The 17,055-nt window shown below is 68.3% G+C and carries 17 protein-coding genes; 7 read left to right on the top strand and 10 right to left on the bottom strand.

Features of this window, described 5'->3' with window-relative positions; all coding sequences use genetic code 11:
• Positions 1-8: 8 nt before the first annotated feature.
• From AB0L60_RS21465 to AB0L60_RS21455, 3 genes are all read right to left on the bottom strand, one after another.
• Complete coding sequence (locus AB0L60_RS21465) at positions 9-257, bottom strand: hypothetical protein (protein ID WP_354849849.1); 249 nt, start codon at positions 255-257, stop codon at positions 9-11.
• A 333-nt stretch (positions 258-590) separates the two neighbouring features.
• Entirely contained in the window at positions 591-836 is a 246-nt protein-coding gene (locus AB0L60_RS21460; RefSeq protein WP_364616650.1) for a hypothetical protein, read from the bottom strand.
• A 70-nt stretch (positions 837-906) separates the two neighbouring features.
• Entirely contained in the window at positions 907-1,494 is a 588-nt protein-coding gene (locus tag AB0L60_RS21455) for a hypothetical protein (RefSeq protein ID WP_364616648.1), read from the bottom strand.
• Positions 1,495-1,663: 169 nt separating this feature from the next.
• Between AB0L60_RS21455 and AB0L60_RS21450 the strand changes: the two genes are divergently transcribed.
• A complete protein-coding gene (locus tag AB0L60_RS21450; protein WP_354849857.1) occupies positions 1,664-2,497 on the top strand; it encodes an acyl-CoA thioesterase domain-containing protein in 834 nt (277 codons plus the stop codon).
• A 182-nt stretch (positions 2,498-2,679) separates the two neighbouring features.
• Positions 2,680-4,068, top strand: a complete 1,389-nt coding sequence (locus AB0L60_RS21445) for a lipase family protein (RefSeq protein ID WP_364617016.1) — start codon at positions 2,680-2,682, stop codon at positions 4,066-4,068.
• A 16-nt stretch (positions 4,069-4,084) separates the two neighbouring features.
• Here AB0L60_RS21445 and AB0L60_RS21440 read toward each other — a convergent pair whose 3' ends face one another.
• Positions 4,085-5,635, bottom strand: a complete 1,551-nt coding sequence (locus AB0L60_RS21440; protein ID WP_364616645.1) for an acyl-CoA carboxylase subunit beta — start codon at positions 5,633-5,635, stop codon at positions 4,085-4,087.
• 182 nt (positions 5,636-5,817) lie between these two features.
• Between AB0L60_RS21440 and AB0L60_RS21435 the strand changes: the two genes are divergently transcribed.
• The 4 genes from AB0L60_RS21435 (at position 5,818) to AB0L60_RS21420 (ending at position 9,066) form a co-directional block, all read left to right on the top strand.
• A complete protein-coding gene (locus tag AB0L60_RS21435) occupies positions 5,818-7,185 on the top strand; it encodes an AarF/ABC1/UbiB kinase family protein (protein ID WP_364617014.1) in 1,368 nt (455 codons plus the stop codon).
• 115 nt (positions 7,186-7,300) lie between these two features.
• Complete coding sequence (locus AB0L60_RS21430; protein ID WP_364616643.1) at positions 7,301-7,558, top strand: hypothetical protein; 258 nt, start codon at positions 7,301-7,303, stop codon at positions 7,556-7,558.
• Between the two features lie 91 nt (positions 7,559-7,649).
• Entirely contained in the window at positions 7,650-8,000 is a 351-nt protein-coding gene (locus AB0L60_RS21425; RefSeq protein WP_364616641.1) for a hypothetical protein, read from the top strand.
• Positions 8,001-8,634: 634 nt separating this feature from the next.
• Positions 8,635-9,066, top strand: a complete 432-nt coding sequence (locus tag AB0L60_RS21420; RefSeq protein WP_364616639.1) for a hypothetical protein — start codon at positions 8,635-8,637, stop codon at positions 9,064-9,066.
• Between the two features lie 54 nt (positions 9,067-9,120).
• On the opposite strand, the gene AB0L60_RS21415 is transcribed toward AB0L60_RS21420, so the two are convergent.
• From AB0L60_RS21415 to AB0L60_RS21395, 5 genes are all read right to left on the bottom strand, one after another.
• Complete coding sequence (locus tag AB0L60_RS21415) at positions 9,121-12,132, bottom strand: glycoside hydrolase family 38 C-terminal domain-containing protein (RefSeq protein ID WP_364616637.1); 3,012 nt, start codon at positions 12,130-12,132, stop codon at positions 9,121-9,123.
• 54 nt (positions 12,133-12,186) lie between these two features.
• Entirely contained in the window at positions 12,187-12,639 is a 453-nt protein-coding gene (locus AB0L60_RS21410; RefSeq protein WP_364617034.1) for a hypothetical protein, read from the bottom strand.
• Positions 12,527-12,868, bottom strand: a complete 342-nt coding sequence (locus AB0L60_RS21405) for a hypothetical protein (protein ID WP_364617012.1) — start codon at positions 12,866-12,868, stop codon at positions 12,527-12,529. Before AB0L60_RS21405 ends, AB0L60_RS21410 begins: the two co-directional genes overlap by 113 nt.
• A gap of 139 nt (positions 12,869-13,007) precedes the next feature.
• Positions 13,008-13,673, bottom strand: a complete 666-nt coding sequence (locus AB0L60_RS21400; protein ID WP_364616635.1) for a respiratory nitrate reductase subunit gamma — start codon at positions 13,671-13,673, stop codon at positions 13,008-13,010.
• Positions 13,674-13,787: 114 nt separating this feature from the next.
• On the bottom strand, positions 13,788-14,267 hold the full coding sequence (locus AB0L60_RS21395) for a pyridoxamine 5'-phosphate oxidase family protein (protein WP_364616633.1): 480 nt from the start codon (positions 14,265-14,267) through the stop codon (positions 13,788-13,790).
• Positions 14,268-14,391: 124 nt separating this feature from the next.
• Here AB0L60_RS21395 and AB0L60_RS21390 point away from each other — a divergent pair, with 124 nt between their 5' ends.
• Entirely contained in the window at positions 14,392-16,341 is a 1,950-nt protein-coding gene (locus tag AB0L60_RS21390; RefSeq protein WP_364616631.1) for a GMC family oxidoreductase N-terminal domain-containing protein, read from the top strand.
• Positions 16,342-16,387: 46 nt separating this feature from the next.
• On the opposite strand, the gene AB0L60_RS21385 is transcribed toward AB0L60_RS21390, so the two are convergent.
• Complete coding sequence (locus AB0L60_RS21385; RefSeq protein ID WP_364616629.1) at positions 16,388-16,996, bottom strand: TetR family transcriptional regulator; 609 nt, start codon at positions 16,994-16,996, stop codon at positions 16,388-16,390.
• Between the last annotated feature and the right edge of the window lie 59 nt (positions 16,997-17,055).

Genomic DNA, 17,055 nt, shown 5'->3' with positions numbered 1-17,055 from the left:
GATTCGGATTACTGCCTGATGAAACTGGAGGCGATGCGCCAGAACGCCTCCGGTTGCATGCAGTGCAGATCCCAGTCGTTCACCATGGCGTGCGCCGTGGTGACGATCCGCTCGATGTCGAAGTCATACCGAGTGGCCGCTCCAGTGGATTCGACCTGGCGGATGACGAAAGCGGTTGCCGTCTCACGTGAATAGGTTTGCTCCGGCTGACTTCTGTCGGCAAACCCGAGTCGGCTGAGGTTGATTGGCTGATTCATTCGAACGCCCCTGACGCCAGGCCGACGGCTAACCGTGGGCGAAGAATCGCCGGTGATTCACCGCTCGGCTCTCTGGTTGTCCCCTTATTGGTGCCTTGCACGATGAGTCTATGACCGTGCATTGCGCAGATGCAAGTACATCTGCAACATCGAATTCGCAGCGCCAGAGTAGTTTTCGGTGTGCTATGAGTTTGCGAAACGAGGGTTGGCAAAAGGTTGCAATCGCCCCCGAACAGGGCTTTTCCAGTACTTCCGATCGAAAGTTCCGGCGAGAATGGACTGTTCCGATTTATCCAGGAATTAGCGGAAGATCAAACTCGGCCCTCGAGGCGCTCAAACTCTTCCCTGACGGGAGGAGTCTCGCCGCATCGCGGCTTTGAGCCGGCGATGTTCGATGATCATCAGGCCGATTCCGAAACGCAGACACACCGCGCCGGTGAGCCCGCACAACGCGCTCCAGCTGAGTGCGCCGTACCCGGCGGTCGTCAAAGTCAAAGCGATCGCGACGATTCCAGCCGCGGCCAGAATCGGTCCCGGGAGATTACGGGTGTCGTCGTAGGCGGGCGGAGTGACAGGCATCAACACTGTCCTTTCTCCCGGGGTATTGCAGAGCTGATAACGACCGGATACCCGAGGCGGTTCGGGCGAATCACACCGCTGTAGATCCGTGCTCACACCGGCCGTCGGTGATGCCCAGATCGTCCAGCAGGCCGAGGAACGCGCGCGCATAGGGCGAGGCCGCGGTTTCGGCCCGCACCCGCCCCCAATCGACCTGGGTGCGCAATTCCCGCGCGATGTGCAGCAGCCGGGTGAAATCCAGCCGCTGTGGATCGGGCACGGTGAGCTCGTCCACCAGGAAGTCCGCGACGGTCACCACGGGCACGGCGATCGACCCGATGGGCAGCCGCTCCGCCCGGGCGAGCAGTTCATCGGTGACGGGACGGTAGTTGGGGCGGAACACCAGATCGACGCGAATATCGCGGTCGTACAGCATGGTCCGCTCGGCGTCGGCGGCCGGCAGCGGCGGCCGCAGTCCCGCGGCGGCCAGCAGACGCTGCCCGCGGGCCACGTCCGCGGGCAGCAGCAGCACATCGACCTCGGAGTGCGGGCCGGTGACCGGCCCGCCGCGCGCGTAGACCGCGCAGTCACCGGTGAGCGCACAGGGAATGTCGTTGTCCTGCAGGACCTGCACGGTGAGCGTCAGGGTGCCGAGCAGCCGGTCGATGGTGCGGACCATAGCGATGGCGTACCCGTGGTCTCACGGGCTAATCCGGAACCGCCGCCGGCCCGGCCGGCGGGCCCTGTATCGACCCGGCCAGCGGGCCCTGGATTGATACCGGTTTCACGTGTGTGTTAGCTCTGAAAAGAAGTGGATCGATCAACCTGAGTGGACGGGAGCCGGTGCCGTGGTGGATGTGCCCGCGTATTTCGACGAGGTGGACGGCGGTTTCTTTCCGACGCCGTTCGCGGCGAGCCAGTGGTCCTCGGCGCAGGTGGTCGGCCCGGCCCTGACCGGCCTGCTGGCCCGCGAGCTCGAACGCGCGCACGCCACCGACGGGTTCGTGCCGGTGCGGCTGACCGTGGACCTGTTCAGCGCGGCGCGCTTCGAGCACACCACCACCCCGACCGTGCGGGTGCGCGACGGCCGCCGGATCCGGGTCGCGGACGTGAGCGTGGTGCAGGGCGGCACGGTGGCCGCGCGCGCCACCGCGGTGCTGCTGCAGCCCGCCGAGCAGCCGCCGGGGGAGCTGTGGCACCGGGAGCGGGAGCCGCAGCCGCCGTCGCTCGAGATCGCGCCGCCCTCGCCGCTGCCGCAGACCCCGCTGTTCAACAGCGGGGAGGACTCGCCGGTGTGGAGCTCGATGCCCACCGAGCACGAGAACAATCTCCGGAAACGCACCTGGCAGAACCCGATCCGGGTGGTGACCGGCGAGGAGCTGACCCCGTTCGTGCGGGTCGGGGTGGTGGCCGAGGCCACCAGCATGATGACCAACTGGGGTGACAAGGGCATCGGGTTCATCAATACCGATATGACGCTGGGCCTTTCCCGCCAGCCCGAGGGCACCGAGATCGGCGTGCAGGCCGACAGCCATTTCAGCGAGCGCGGCCTGGCGGTCGGCGTCGCGACACTGTTCGACCGGATCGGCTCCTTCGGCAGCTGCATGGTCACCTCGGTGTCCAATGCCGGTCGCCAGATCAGCAATGCGCAGCTGGACATGGTGATGCGCCGGAGGATGTGAGAGACGACACTCCGGGCACGGGCCGGTCTCGATGTGGCGTCGAACCGACAAGTCCGGAGTGCGAATCAGAGTGTCCCAGTAGGCTCGGGCGCGCGGGAGACCCGGGGCCGGCCCGTTCGAAGACAGTTCTGATCCGTGGGGGTGTTGTGCTGCGTCGCCTGCGAAATATCGCCGGTGCCTTGATGATCGGATGGTGCACGATCGTCGGTTACGGTGCCGCACCGGGATTCGCGCAAACACCCGACACCGGAGCACCGGCGATCCCACCCGCTCCGCCCGGAATCGCCCTGCCCGCCCTGCCCGCATTGCCCGACATCCAGCACTGGATCGACGAGGTGATCCCCGCGCCGCCCCTGGCATCGGCCCCGGCGGACTCGCCGCTGGTCGACACCGCCCAGCTGCCACCGGATTTGGCGGCGCTGCGGGCCGCGGCCATGCCCGCCGCCATCGGCGACTCCTTCGTCGACGACTGGCCCGACGGGCTCGACGGCGTCGACCCGGGCGATATCGTCGCGGTCCGCGACGTAACCGCCACGGCGGCACCCACACTGATTGTGCCCGTGCGGCAGGTGCTGCAGCTGAAGTACCGCACCAACGACTCTCACGACGAGCCCTCCTACGGCATCGCCAGTCTGGTGCTGCCGGTGGGCGATTGGGCCGGGCCCGGGGAGCGGCCGGTGGTGGTCAACAATCTGCCCATCGACGCGCTGGGCCGCGACTGCAACCCCAGTTACACGCTCGCACACGGCTTCTCCCGGGCCTCCAACTTCACCGGGTACATCCTGCCCACCACCCAGCTGGCGCTGCTGCGCGGCTACGCGGTGCTGATCACCGACCACGAGGGCCCGCGCATGGCCTACGCCGAGCCCATCGTGGCCGGGCATGCCATCCTCGACGCCATTCGCGCGGTCCGCAATCAGCTGCCGGATAAGCTGGGCGACAGCAGGTTCGGCATGATCGGCTACTCCGGCGGGGCCATCGCCACCAATGGCGCGGTGAAGCTCATGTCCGAGTACGCGCCCGAGCTGGCCGACGTGGTGGTCGGCGCGGCCCTGGGCGGAGTGCCCGCGGACTTCAGCCTGCTGGCGCACTCCATGAACGCCAATCTGGCCTCGGGGGTGTTCCTGAGCGCGGTCTTCGGGATCGGCCGCGAGCGGCCCGAAATCCTGGCCCGCATGAACCATCTGGGGCAGTGGGCGGCGGTGTCGGCGCTCAACAGCCAGTGCAGTGAGGTCTTCGCGGTGCCGGGCGTGCTGCAGCTGCCGATCGACGTCGCGGCGAACATCCCGGACCCGCTGGACAGCGATCTGGCGCACGAGATCTACAGCATCACCCGCATGGACGGGAGGAAATCGCCTGTACCGCTGTTCATCTACAACGGTGAGCAGGAGTTCTGGGTACCCGCCGCGGGCGCGAAGAACCTCTACCAGGAACAGTGCGCACTCGGCGTCCCGGCGGTCTACCGCAGCGTGTTCGGCGAACACTTCATCGCCGCGGCCACCGGCTATCCGGAATCGCTGAGCTGGCTGGACCAGCGCCTGCAGGGTGTGCCCGCGCCCAACGAATGTTGACCGCGGGCAACGGTTCTCAGATGGGGAACAGGTTGTGCTTGCGCGGGTTGTGCTTGCGGACGGCGTCCTTCTCGCGCAGCAGGCGCAGCGCCTTGCGGATCTCGAGACGAGTGGCCGACGGCTCGATGACCGCGTCGATGTAACCGCGCTCGGCCGCCACCCACGGGTTGTCGATGAGCGCGTTGTAGAAGTCCACCATCTGCTGGCGCACGGTCTCGCGCTGCTCGGGCGGGGTGGCGGCGAGGGTCTTCTTACCGGTGACGGTGACCATGCCGTCCGCGCCGATGACCGCGATGCGGGCGGTCGGCCACGCCAGATTGATGTCGACGCCGAGCTGCTTGCAGCCCATGACCGCGTACCCGCCGCCGTACGCCTTGCGGGTCACGATGGTGACGATCGGCACCGTGGCCTCGATGAGCGCGCGGAACATACGGCCGCCGCGCTTGATGACGCCGTTGCGCTCCTCCTCGAGACCCGGCAGCACGCCTGGGGTGTCGACCACGTAGACGAGCGGGATGTTGAAGGCGTCGCACAGCCGGATGAAGTACGCGCCCTTGTCCGAGCATGCCGCGTCCAGAGCACCGCCCAGCACCATCGGCTGATTGGCGATGACACCGACCGGCCGGCCGTCCACGCGGGCGAATCCGGTGATGAGGTTCTGCGCGGCGGCCTCGCCGATCTCGAGGAACCCGCCGTCGTCGAAGATGCGCAGCAGCACCTCGTGCATGTCGTAGCCCTGGCGATCGGAATCCGGGATGATCCGGTCCAGTTCGCGATCGGAGTCGGTGAGCTCGGGCTCCAGGCCGGGGTTGATGATCGGCGGCTGCTCGAGGCAGCTGCTCGGCAGGTAGCTCAGGTATTCGCGCGCCCACCGCAGGGCGTCGGCCTCGGTCTTCGCCACGTGGTGCAGCAGTCCGTTGCGGGCCTGGACGGCCGCACCGCCCAGCTCCTCGGCGGAGATCTCCTCGCCGGTGATGCCCTTGATGACCTCGGGCCCGGTCACGAACATGTACGAGTCGTCGGTGGCGACCAGCACATCCATATTCACCGGCCCGTACACCGAACCGGCCGCGCACTTGCCGAACATGACCGCGACCATCGGCACGTAGCCGGACAGGTCCTCCTGCAGCCGGCACATGGTGGCGTACCAGGCCAGCGCCGTGACGCCCTCCTGGATGCGCGCGCCGCCGGAGTCGTTGATCACGACCACCGGGCACGCGTTGTTGTACGCGAATTCCATCGCGATCCGAACGCGGCGGCCGAAGGTCTCGCCGACCGAGCCGCCCTGCACTCCGGAGTCGTGCGAAATGACCACGACCGGGCGGCCGTCGACGGTGCCGCGCCCGGTGACCACGCCGTCGCCGTAGAGGGCATTCGGCTGGCCGGGCGAGCGCATGAGCGCGCCCATCTCGACGAAGCTGCCCGGGTCCAGCAGCATCGTGACGCGTTCTCGGGCGCTGGCGACGCCTTTGGCAAGACGCTTCTGGATGCCCTTCTCGCCGGTGGGTTCTTCGGCGATCTCCAGGAGCTTGCGCAGTTCTGCCAGCTTTTCCGCTGTACCCGTCATTACCTCTGTCTTGCCTTTCCGCCAACAGTCAGAGTGGGCCCGAACGCGCCCGTGTCGAGCCGGATCACGGCTCGACCGACCACGGTACCGTGCGGTGCGGACCAGAAACTACTGAACGTGTCGGTAACCTGTGCCGCGGTGTTAGCAATGTCAGCGATACACTGCGGCGCGTGAGCTCACCTATGACTGTGCGAGCGGGGACGCCCGAGGTGATCCGGCCCGACCTCGACACCTTCGGGTTCTCGGAATGGCGGCGAACCGCCGTGGTCGGTGCGGTACTGGGCGGCTCGGTCGTGGGCAGCGTGCTGCGCGGCGGCCTGCGTCCCGCCAAGCGCAAGCGTGCCGCGGCCGAGGGCCTGGTGAACGGTTTCGAGACGCTCGGCCCGATGTTCGTGAAGCTGGGCCAGCTCATCGCGTCCTCGCCGGGCGCGTTCCCGCGCGAGCTGGCCGATGCCTGCCTGCGCTGCCTCGACGACGTCCCGCCCTTTCCGGCCGCGGACGCCCGCGCCATCATCGAAGCCGATCTGGGCAAGCCGATCTCGGAGCTGTTCCGCGAGTTCGACGACGAGCCGCTGTCGGCGGCCTCCATCGCACAGGTGCACGCCTGCGTACTGGCCGATGGCCGGCCCGCGGTGGTGAAGGTGCAGCGGCCCGAGATCGCCCGCCGCATGATCGTGGATCTGCGCGCGGCCATGCGGCTGGCCCGCACCCTGGAGAAGCGGTCGGAGAACGCCCGCGTCGCCAATGCGCAGGCGGTGGTGCGGGATCTGTACGAGGCGACCGTCGCCGAGCTGAACTTCCTCATCGAGGCCGACAACCAGACCCGCGCCCGCGACCATCTGACGGCCTTCGGCGACAACACCAACGTGGCCGTGCCCGAGGTGTATTGGGAGTACTGCGCGCCCCGGGTGCTGTGCATGGAACGCATGCGCGGCATGCCCCTGGACCGTTTCGACGATATTCGCGCGGCGCACCCCGAACCGGAGCTGCTGATCCGCCGCCTGGTGAAGGCGTGGATGGAATCGGTCGCGGTGCACGGCCTCTTCCACGGTGACGTGCACGCCGGCAACCTGTGGCTGCTCGACGACGGCCGGGTCGCCATGCTCGATTTCGGCATCGTCGGCCGGATGGAGTCCGAGTGGCGCGAGTTCGTGCGCGCCCTGTTCTACGCCAGCTCCATCGACAACGACTTCCGCCCGGTCGCCCGCGCCCTGCGCGCACTGGATCTGGTCGCCGACGACAGCGGTGACGACGCCACCATCGGCCGCCAGCTCGCCGTGGCCCTGGGCCCGGTGCTCTCGGGCAGCCTCGACAAGCTCGACCTCGGCGTGGTCTCGGCCCGCCTGCTGGAATTCGGCAAGCGCCGCGGCACGTCGGGCCCGCAGCAGCTGGTCATGATGGGCAAGCAGCTCGGCTATTTCGAGCGCTATGCGGTGGCCCTGGCCCCCGGCTGGAAGCTCGGCCGCGACCTGTACCTGTTCCGCAATATCTTCCCCGCGGAGGTGGCCGCCAAGGCCGCCGAGGACGGCGTCACCCTCCCTGCCGACTGACAGCGGCCTCCGCGGCCGTGGTCAGCGGGCTGTCGGTGGCTCGTCAGCGGCGGGCGTCATTGTTCTTCTCGTAGCCGGAAACACCAGCTCCGGCACCGGAACAAGGAGAACAACGATGTCGAACAACAACGTCCTCGCCGAGATGATCGCCGGCCGGCTGGACCAGGCCCGGACCCGGGCCGAGCAGAGTGTGCGGGTCGCGTCGGTGGCCCGGGCGCGCGCCGGGCAGCAGCCGTTCCCGCGCCTCAGCAGGGCCGAGGTGAAGGAGGTGCGCGCGGAGGCGCTGGCGCAGGCGAAGCGCATGGTCGCGGAGCTGACCGGAAAGGCGTGCGGACCGGCCGGGACGGCGTCCGGCCGCAGTGTGAAAGCCTGAGAGAAGAGCCAGGAAACGCTCAGGCTACGACCAGCATCGCCCGGCACTGTGGATGACGGAAACAGTGTCGGGCGAGCGCGTGAGGTGCGGAATGGTCGAAATCGAGGTCACCGGAACCACTGCGACGGTGCGGGTCACCGGCGCTCATCGGCTGCTCGCGCTGCGTGATCACGTGAGCTTCGACCTGTCGCAGGTCACCGCCCTCGCGCCCGCGCCGGTGGATCTGCGCCCGCCGTGGGTGCGGGCGCCGGGTACGTTCTTCCCGGGCGTGATCGCCGCCGGCATCTTCCGGGGCAAGGGCCGGAAAGAGTTCTGGGATACGCGTTTCGACGGTCAGGGCGTGCTGATCGATCTGGCGGGGTCGGAGATCACCCGCCTGGTCGTGGATGTCGCTGATCCGCAGCTCGCATTGCGGCAGCTCTCCTCGGCGATTGCGGCCTGATCGGGTGACTGCGGCCGGATTCGATCTCGGCGGCGGCATTCCCCAGGGCCGAAGCCGCTCGTGCCGGAGGCCTTTCTCGCGTGGGCTACGGCACGAGGCGAGCCGGAGTGGACGGGTGGACGGACGTGGGAATGTGTCAGGCAGTCGGGCAGAGGAATCCACCGGCGGGCGGCGGGACCGGAACGATCCTTTCCGGCGCCGGTGCCGCCGGGACATTGCCGGCGGGAACTGACGAGTGGGGAGCCCCTGCCCCTGCTCCGGGATCGGGCGTCCCGATGTCACCCGAACCCCACGCCGCGGAGGGGTTCATGGTGAACACGGCTGCACAAACGAATGCACTCACGAGCAGGCCGATGGCTTTCTTTCGTGTCATGGAATGCGACGGTACAACCAGCTCAATGCAATTCGTGGGAGGCTACGTCGCCTCGGAATGTCGCCGACCTGCTGATCATATGTTCAGGATTGTGAATTCGGCTGCGGCGCAAAAAGACTGATCGGTCGGAATAGATCGTATTCAGACTATTGGTTTACGGGCCGTACCAGCGCACGTTTCGATGACGAACTGGCGTGTCTGCGGGAGATTTGCCCGATTCTATTGTTCACTACCCGGGTTGTCCGACCGGGAGGAAGCCGAATGACCGCTGGGCCGGGTTCGAGGATTGCCATCGCCGGGGCGCTCACGCTGGCCTTTTCCGCCGCACTGACCGCCACCGCGCCCGCCGGCATCGCCGCGGGATCGTGCGGGGCGAGCCTCGGGGACTATCGCGGTGAGTTCGCCGCGGCGGAGGACTCCACGAATGTGCTGAGTTTCGACGGCACGGGCGGAATCGCTTTCCGCAGTGCCAGGCTCGGGAACGGTGAGGGCATCTACACGGTCATTCCGTCCGGCGGATTCTCGGCCACTCTACGTTTGACCGACAGTGGCGAGGATGTCGCGCGGCCGGGAAATCGGACGGCGATGGTGAAGAGTACTGCCTTCATCTGCCCGGGGCCCGGGACTGTGGTCGGGAATTTCAGTTCGCTCGATCAGAGCGGTCGGCGATTCAACTATGTGCGGTCGACCTGAATAAGTCATGTCGGCTGTGGGACATGGGTTTTCGGAGTTCGGAACGAAATGGCGTCACCGACGGCCGAAGCGGAGAGTCACCAGCTGAAAAGGCCGCAGTCGCAATCGAATTCCGCGGCCCTCCGGCGTCGCGGTCGTCTCACCGGGCAGTGGTCGCTCCAGCAGGTCGCAGCAGTGGTAGCCGGTGGTCGCGAACTCGGGGGTCAGTAGCGCCGAGGCGCGACCGCCACCGGCCTCGTAGACGCGCACGATCACATCGCCGGATCCGTCGTCGGCGAGTTTGACGGCGCTGGTCACCACATCGTCGTTGTCGATGGTAACCAGTGGGGCGACCGGCTCGGCGACGCCGGGTGTGAAGGGCGGCAGATTGATTCGGTATCCCGCCCGGACCGCATCGGTGATCGAGGCGCCCGGGACCAGGGCGTGCCGGAAATGGTGGGTGCCCTGGTCGGTCCAGGGGTCGGGGAACCGCGGCGCACGCAGCAGCGAGGCGCGCACGGTCACGGTGGCGCCCCCATCCGGCCGGACCGCGCGGGTGAGGTCGTGGCCGTAGGTGGAATCGTTGACCAGGGCCACGCCCCAGCCGGGTTCCGCCAGGTGGACGAAGCGGTGATTGCACGCCTCGAACTTGGCGTACTCCCAGCTGGTATTGGTGTGGGTGGGGCGGAAGAGGTGACCGAACTGGGTTTCCGACGCGTAGCGGTCCGCGTGAATGTCCAGGGGGAACGCGAGTTTGAGGAATTTCTCCGTCTCGTGCCAGTCGACGGAGGTGGCGATCTCCAGGGCCGGGTCGTTCGATCGCAGGGTGAGGGTCTGCTCGACCGTCGAGGACCCGAAGGACCGCCCGAGGCGAACCGCGACCGATGCCGGTGACTCCGTCTCCGCCGCAAGGAAGTCGACGCCGGCCAGGTCGGTGACGCTGTTGCGGTAGAAGCGATCGACATCCCAGGCATCCCATGAGTTGGGGTAGTCCTGGTGCAGTTGCAGCAGGTTCGCCGCCGCACCCGGCGGCAGGGTCTCCCGGTCGTGCTCGATGTCGTACAGCGACACCAGCAGTCCGCGCGCGTCCACCTCGGCCCGCACCAGGCCGTTCGCCAGCACGAACCCGCCGCCGGTCCGCTCGGCCACGGTGCAGTCCCGGCCCGGCTCCTCGGCCGCCGCGCCACCGGCGGGAATTCCGCGCCAGGCGTGTGGCGCCGGGTTGAAGACGTTCGGCCCCGACCGTGCGCCGCCCAGGGCCCACTGTGCGCGTTCGATGATCGCCGACAGTTCGGCGGCGACCTCGATATAGGTGCGCTCGGCCTCCCGATGCACCCACGCGATCGAGGAGCCCGGCAGAATGTCGTGGAACTGGTGCAGCAGTACGGTTTTCCAGAGCCGGTCCAGCTCGGCGGCGGGGTACTCGAACCCGGTCCGCACGGCCGCGGTGGCGGCCCACAGTTCGGCCTCGCGCAGCAGATGCTCACTGCGCCGATTGCCCTGCTTGGTCCTGGCCTGGCTGGTCAGGGTCGCGCGATGCAGCTCCAGGTACAGCTCGCCCACCCACACCGGCGGATTCGGGTATTCGGCCTCGGCCGCGGCGAAGAAGTCGGCGGGCCGGTCCCACCGGACCGTGGGCGCGCCCTCGAGATCGCGCATGCGGGCGGCTTTGGCGACCATCTCGCGGGTGGTTCCGCCGCCGCCGTCACCCCATCCGGTCGGTGCGAGCGACCGGGTCGCCCGCCCCTTCTCCTTGAAATTCCGTGCCGCATGGGCGATTTCGCGGCCCCGCATCGAGCAGTTGTAGGTGTCGACGGGCGGGAAGTGGGTGAAGATGCGGGTTCCGTCGATGCCCTCCCACAGGAAGGTGTGGTGCGGGAACTGGTTGGTCTGGCTCCACGAGATCTTCTGTGTCAGCAGCCATCTGGAGCCCGCCGCCTTGATGATCTGCGGCAGCCCGGCCGCGAAGCCGAAGGTGTCGGGCAGCCAGGCCTCCTCGTTCTCGATGCCGAACTCCGCGAGGAAGAACCGTTTACCGTGCACGAACTGCCGCGCCATGGCCTCGGAGCCCGGCATGTTGGTATCCGACTCCACCCACATGCCGCCGGCCGGCACGAACCGCCCCTCGGCCACCGCCGCCTTGACTCGCGCGTAGATCTCGGGCCGGTGCTGTTTGAGGAGGTCGTATTGCGCCGCTTGGGACATGGTGAAGATGAAGTCGGGGTCGTCGTCGAGCAGGGCGGTCATGGAGGCGGCGGTCCGCGCGACCTTGCGCACCGTCTCGCGCAACGGCCACAGCCAGGCCGTGTCGATATGCGCGTGCCCGACCGCGGAGATGCGGTGTGCCGAGGGAATGGCGGGCTGGGCCAGCGCCTCGGCCAAGCAGGCGCGGGCGGCGCTCGCGCCCGCGTTCACGTGCTGGAGGTCGATGGCGTCGAGTGCGCGCTCGATGGCCCGCACGATATCGTAGCGCCGCGCGGGATCCTCCGGCATCTCGTGCATGAGTTCCCCGAGCACCTCGAGGTCCTGCACCAGCTGCCAGACCTCCTCGTCGAACACCGCGAGATCCATACGGCCCAAACGGTATTGAGGTTCGGTCCCGGCGGTTTCCCGATCGCCGAGCGCGGTCGGCCCGAAGAACGGGATGACCGGATTGGACGCCGCCTCCACATGCAGCAGCACCTGCTCGCCCCCGGCCGCGGGCGCCGCCACGCGTACCCACCGATTCCGCGGATGCAGCCCCTTCACTGGGGCCCCGTCGGCACGATACACCAGGCCCTCGCATTGAAATCCGGTCATGCCCTGGTCGAACCCGAGATCGATGATCGCCTCGACGGTCCGGCCGGCCCAGCTCGGCGGCACCGTCCCTTCGACGGTGAGCCAGCTGGTGCCCCACGGCGCACCCCAGCGGGCGCCCGGCCCGGTCGGCGTCCGGGGCGCGGCCAGCCCCTCGGCGACCGCCACCGGTTCGCCCGGCGCCGCCCAGATCGAAGCCCGCAGCGGCACCGATTCCGGATAGACGGCGGGGACGATGCGGTCGAGCACTCGCCCGAGCCTGTCTTCGATCAACCGGCGGTCATCGTGCATGTCGGTGGCTCCCTCGGGCGTGGGTCGGGACCGGCAACCGTGTCGAGCCCGACTCTAGCGGCCCGGGGTCCGCGGGCCGGGACGATCACACCGTTGGCGCGGGCCGATTCTCAACGGGCGCTGTCCTGTTCGGACCACTTGGCCATCCAGGCGGTCGAAGGCGGGCCAGTCGGTGATCACACTTGTGGCGCGGTCGTCGGCGAGGCTCTGCAGGTGGTGGGCGGCGGCCAGGTAGGTCAAGGCCAGGTAGTCGTAGCGCTGGGCGGTCAGGTAGGCGGCGATATTGGCGGTGGCCGTGGTGAGGACCGCGACCAGGGCGCCAGGGCGGTGGGTCCGGTGCCCGGGGTGGCGGCGGCGGCCGCGATCAGCGCGGTCGCCATGCCCAGGGCTATCGTCAACCGGCGCCAGCGTGCCGTGCGCTGCGTGTACCGGCGGGCCATCGGCCGGTAGTAGTCGTCGATCTGGCCCCGACCGAGAGCACCTCGCGTCCGCCAGGATTGAAGCCAACGCCTTTGACGCCGCTGCGATGCCCGATCAGCGGGTTGCCGATCGGCTGCCGGGATACCGCATCCCAGAGTCGAATAGTGCCGTCCGAGCTGCCGGACACGACACCGCGCCTCGCGCAAGCCGCGCCGCAGCCGCCGCAGGCTCCTTGCTCGCGAATTCGACGGGCGGACCCCCGGGCACCGGGATCGCTGTCATGCAGCAGAGCGATCTGTTCGGCCCCCGGCCCCATTTGTCCCGGCTGGAATGGCTGAGGAAATGCGCGCCATTGCCCGAGTGTTGCCATCCCCGGCGGCCGTACCCTGAGTACCGCATTACTCGAATTACTCAGAAAACGGGAGCAACTTCTCGGAAATCGCGGTCCGCGAGGATCAGACCGACGGCGCCGACCGATAGGGGGCGGCGGCGACCTGGCGGACGACGCGTACCACGGGGACCGTGAGGATGCCGGCCAGGCGGGTGTAGGGCCAGACCGCGATGATCAGCACCACGATGAGTCCACGCGCCTGGTACAGGATCGGGGCGTGGCTCATGACCGCCGGTTCCGGATGCAGGGCGATCAGCGAGCGCGCCCAGGTGAAAAGCGTTTCGGCGGTGCGGTATCGGCCGTCGGTGGACCCGCCGTCGAAGGTCACCAGCACGGCCGACATGAGCGCCGCCGCCAGCAGCGGCAGCGTGATGCGGTCCACCGGGGTCACCCGCTGCCGGACATCGGCGTCGATCAGCGGCGGAATCAGGATGAGCGCCACGCCCGCGATGGTCACCGGCACGGCCACGACCTGAATGGCTGCCAGCACCAGCTGGATACCGTGGCCGGGTCGCGAATGCGGCCCGGACGCAAGCATTTCCACCACCCGTACCAGGAACACGAGCGGGAAGCCGGCACGCACCGCCGCGATTCCGGCCCGCTGCGCTCGATCGATGTGCGGCCCATACAGATACCCGCGGAACCCATCGCGGCGATACCGCCAGACATGCCCGACCGCGCACGACAGCATGGCGGCATAAGGCAGCGCCACCCACAACGCGATCATCATGCCCTCACCTCACGGAGTCGGTATCCGCACCACTCGCCGAGCAACTTTCGCACGCCCGACGCCTGCAGAGAAGTGTCGAATCGTGCCAACCCGGCGAACCGGCTCGGCCCCCAACTACTGCCAGAGATGAGACATCATGTGCGGGTACCGAACCGGTCGATAGTCGGTGAAGGTGAGATCCCGAACGTGGCTGAAATCCGACCACAGCAGTCGGCCACCTTTGAGGCGCACGGGAATTCGCACCCGATTCCGCACCTGCCGCAGTTCCTCGTCGGTGGCGGGTCGTTTCGCGCCCACCGTGCCGTAGAGGCGGACCCCGGGCGGGGCGGGGAAGCGCGCCGTCAGTAGAGACCGGAACCAGAACAGCGGACTGCTGTCCACGGCCAGCACGCACACCCGGGAATCGGCGTCCAGGTTGCGGGCCAGCGCCTCGGTGTACTGATCGAAATAGAACCCGGTCCCGGTGTCGCCCAGGAACACCGTGCCGATCGGCGTGACATTCGGCGAACCGTCCGCATTCACCGAGGCGATCGCGCAGTGTCCGGCGCGGGATACGGTGTCGCGGATGCGATCCCAGTTCTGATCGAGTGTCACGCGTGGTCCTGACCGGTTCGAACGGATGGGGCGATTCGAGGGTAACCGGATTCCGGCGACACAAGTGAGGGCGGTGTGCCGCATTTGCCGGGACAGCGGCGGGGGTGTGGCGCATGATGGCGGCATGGCTTCAGACGCGGCGTGGCGTGCCGTACTCGGAATGGTGTGTGACAGCTTCGCGCCGGGGGACGGGGGTGACCTGCCGGCGGCCTCCGAGCTGGGGGTGGTCGACACCGTGACCGAACTGCTCGGGCGCAATCCGCGGGAGGCGGAACGGCGGCAGTTCGAACTGCTGATGCGCGTATGGGATTCACGGCTGTTCGGGTTGCTCAACGGCGCGGGCTGGCGGAAGTTCTCGCGGCTGAGCGCCGAGGACCGCGAGCGGTGGCTGCTGGGGATGGCCAATTCGCGGCTCGAACAGAAGCGCGCGCTGTTCCAGGCATTGAAGGGGGCGGCGGTCACCTCCTATTACTTGACGCCCGGGCCCACCGGGATCAATCCGGTGTGGGATCGGATCGGCATTCCGCCCGCCTTCGGACCGGTCGAGGGCGCGCAGCGCGGGCTCAGCCCGCAGCGTCCGGATGCCGACACCACCGTCGTGTGCGATGTGGTCGTCATCGGGTCGGGCGCGGGCGGCGGCACGGCCGCGGCGGTGCTGGCCGGGGCCGGGCTCGACGTGGTGGTGCTGGAACGCGGTGAGTACTACGACGATCCGGATTTCGGCATCGGGGAGAAGGAAGGCTTCCTGAAGCTGTACGCCCCTGGCCCGGCCGCCACCGCCGAAGGTCAGCTCGGGCTGGTCGCGGGTACCGCGCTGGGCGGCGGCACGGTGGTCAACTGGACCACCTCCTTCCGCACCCCGGACGATGTCCGCGCGGAATGGGCCAAGTTGGGCGCACGGCAGTTCGCCGAGCAGGAGTACACCGACGCCCTCGAGGCCGTGGTCTCGCGTCTCGGGGTGAACCTCGATCACTCACCCGCCTCGCACCGCGACGAGATTCTCGAGCGCGGCCTGCGCAAGCTGGACTGGCACGTCGAGCCGCTGCCCCGCAATGTCACCCACTGCGATGCCGGAATCGAATGCGGGCGTTGCGGTTTCGGCTGCCGGATCGGCGCGAAGCAGTCGGTGGTCAAGACCTGGCTGGCGGACGCGGCCGCGGCGGGCGCGCGCCTGTTCGTGGGCACCGATGTGCGGCGCATCGTGGTCGCCAATGGCAGCGCCACCGGCGTGGAAGCCGTGACGGCCGAGGGGCGTTCGGTCTGGGTGCGGGCCCGCGCGGTGGTGGTCGCCGCCGGGGCCATCCAGACCCCCGCCCTGCTGCGCCGTTCCGGCCTGGGTAACCGCAATATCGGCGACTTTCTCCGATTGCACCCGGCCACAGCGGTTTTCGGGGTCTTCGACGAGGATATCCGCCCCTGGGAGGGCGGCATGCAGACCCGGTATTCCAAGCAGGACCGTGACCTCGACGGGAACGGATACGGCGTCATCTACGAGACCGGCCCCATGACCCCGGGCATGTCGGTCGGTTTCCAGGCCTGGACCGGCGCGGTCACCCATCGCGACCGCATGCTGAAGCTCGCAAATACCGTGGCCGTCGGCGTGATCACCCGCGACCGCGACCACGGCTCGGTCGAGACCGACCGCCGGGGTGAGGCGGTGGTGCGCTACCGGATCTCCGCCCGCGACGCCGCCCACATGCACACCGGAATCGTGAATGCCGCACGCATTCTGGAGGCGGCCGGGGCGGAGCGGATCTTCTCCGGCCATCAGGCCGGCGTCGGCTACGAGCCCGGCGCGAGCGGTTCACACGGGGAGTTCGCCGCGCAGGCCGCCGCGGCCGGTTATGCGCCGGGCCGGTGCTCGATGGGCGCGCTGCACATCATGGGCTCGGCCCGCATGGGCGGCTCACCCGGGGATTCGGCCACCAATCCCGACGGTGTCACCTGGGACGTCCCGAATATCGTGGTGGCCGACGGCTCCTGCTTCCCGACCGCCTCCGGCGTGAACCCGATGGTCAGCATCGAGGCCATCGCTCACATGAACGCCACCAGGCTCGCCGCGCGCCTGACCTGATTTCGCCCCGACGCGGCGAGACAGCCCGATCCGCCTGCGCGGCAGCCTATTCCAGCGCCGCGCCGAAGGCGCCGACGATCACCCGATGGATCTGGTCGACGGCCCGGTCGATCGGGCCCGTCGGCTGGAACAGATGGCTCAGGGCGAGCCGGACCAAGACCTCCGACATCGAGGTCAGCTCGGCATCGCTCATATCGTCGAGCCCGTACTGCGTGCGAAGCGCGCCCGAGACCGCGGTGATCGCGCGGCCCAGGACCGGCTCGGTCTCGGTCATCAGCACCGGCAGCAGCGCGGTGTCGGTCTCCGACCGACCGGCCAGTACCGCCTTGAGCAGGGTGTTGTCGGCGCCCGTCCGCAGCGTGTAGTCGACCGCCTGGGTCATGCCGGCCGCCACGTCCGCGGGATGCGCGGCCAGGCTCTCGGCGATGCCGACCAGGAAGCCGTCGACCTCCTGCTGGATCACCACTTCGGCCAGCTCGTGCTTGTTGGCGAATTCCTTGTAGAGCACCGGCCGGCTCACGCCGACCTCCTTGGCCAGCCGCGACATGTTCACCGCGCCCCAGCCCTCGGTGATGACTATCCGCCGGCCCGCGTCGATGATCCGCTCGCGCAGCAACTGCCGCATCTCTGTCTGGAAGTTCGGCGCTTCAACCACGTCCTGATGGTACATGAGCTCAACTTTCGTCCCGTCGTTGACAGACTGGATCACAGTGT

The sequence above is a fragment of the Nocardia sp. NPDC051981 genome (assembly GCF_040680715.1).
GTDB lineage: Bacteria > Actinomycetota > Actinomycetes > Mycobacteriales > Mycobacteriaceae > Nocardia.
The sequence above is the reverse complement of the archived record's forward strand: the minus strand, read 5'-3'. Positions and strand labels throughout refer to the sequence as shown.